General features: G+C 72.2%; 1 protein-coding gene. It reads right to left on the reverse strand.

Features of this window, described 5'->3' with window-relative positions:
• Window positions 1-141: 141 nt before the first annotated feature.
• Window positions 142-1,245: an adenylate/guanylate cyclase domain-containing protein gene (locus CA983_RS43515; RefSeq protein ID WP_107500363.1), complete on the reverse strand. Its 1,104-nt coding sequence runs from the start codon at window positions 1,243-1,245 to the stop codon at window positions 142-144.
• Window positions 1,246-1,535 lie beyond the last annotated feature (290 nt).

A 1,535-nucleotide genomic window follows, 5' to 3' on the forward strand; every position in this document is an offset into this window, starting at 1 on the left:
GACCGCACCCGCCCCGGCTCCCGAGCCCGAGCCCGAGAAGCCGAAGGAACCGGAGGACCCGGGCCTGTGCGTGCCGGTCATCGGCCTGTGCGTGGATTCACTGGACTGAGAGTTCGGCCGGAAAGCCCCCGGTCGGCCCCGTCAGCCGCCGTTCCGCCGCATGAGCAGCCACGGCTCCACGACGCCCAGCCCACGCACCGGCCGCTGCCACATCGGCTGCAACGCGAACCGGTACGTCGGCGGCTCCTCGCCCTCCTTCTCCGCCGCCGCGGCCTCCTCGGCCGCCTCCGCCTCCGAGGACGGGGCGTCCTGCGTGCGGATCAGCTCCTCGGCGAAGGCGGTGTCGACGAGCACGGCGTCCTTCGGAGCTATCGAGGTGAGCCGGGAGGCCAGGTTCACGGTCGTACCGAAGACATCACCCATACGGGTGGTCACCGTGCCGAACGCCATGCCGACGCGCAGCTCCGGCATCGTCTCGTCGTGCGCCATCGTCTCGATCAGGCGCAGGGCGATCTCGGCGGCCGTGCCCGCGTCGTCGGCCGCGTACAACACCTCGTCGCCGAGGGTCTTGATCAGTCGGCCGCCGTTCGCGGCGACCAGGTCGGCGGCGGTGGTCTCGAAGGCCTCGACCAGTTCGCCGAGCTCCTCCTCCTCCATCCGGCGCGTCAGCCGCGTGAACCCGACCAGATCGGCGAAGCCGACCGCGAGCCGCCGGTCCACCATCTCCTCGTCGTCCGCGGCCTGCACGACCCGTCCGGCCGAGGCGGCGAGCTGCCGCCGCCAGACGTAGACCAGGAACTCCTCCAGCTCGGGCAGGAGCAGCTCGACGATCGGGTACGTCACCTCGGTGCGCGTCATGCCCGGCTCGGGCGGCTCGGTCAGTCCCTCCAGGAAGGAGTCGATCTGCCACTCGGCGAGCCGCGCGGTGGTCTGCCCGGTGGACCGGGCCACCTGCACGGCCATCGCCTCGCTCAGCAGCCCCGCCTCGACGAGACCGGCGAGGCGCCGCAGCGCCAGTACGTCCGCCTCCGTGAGCGCCTTGGCCTGCCCGATGTCGGCGAAGCCCATCGCCCGCCAGAAGCGGGAGGCCAGTTCCATGGAGACGCCGGCGCTGCGGGCGGCCTGGAACGGGGTGTAGCGCCGCTCGGCCCCCAGGATCAGCTGTTCCAGACGCAGGGCGAGCGGATCCTCGCCGGGGTCGGCGCCCTGCGCGTCCGTGCCGGAACCCGAGTCGTCGACGGTCACGCGTGCTGCCCTTCCGATCTGTCACGGTCATGTATCGACCGGCCTCAACTCTACGGCAGGTGTGCGCCAGCTCACTCCGTCAGGTTCAGCCGGGGGGTGGCTGAGCTGCGGGCAGTCGTGCCGCTGGGGCGGCACCCGTCCCAAAGAAGCGGCACCCCGCGGCGCCGGGTTGCGCAACGCCCCGACCCCAGCGACAACGCCGAGCGCCTCTCAAGCGGGCCGCAAGTGCACGATGTCCCCCGCACCGACAGGCTCCTGCACCCCCTCCGCCGTAGCCAGCACCAACCGCC

Origin of the sequence: Streptomyces swartbergensis, assembly GCF_002148965.1 — a bacterium.
GTDB classification, from domain to species: Bacteria; Actinomycetota; Actinomycetes; order Streptomycetales; family Streptomycetaceae; genus Streptomyces; species Streptomyces swartbergensis.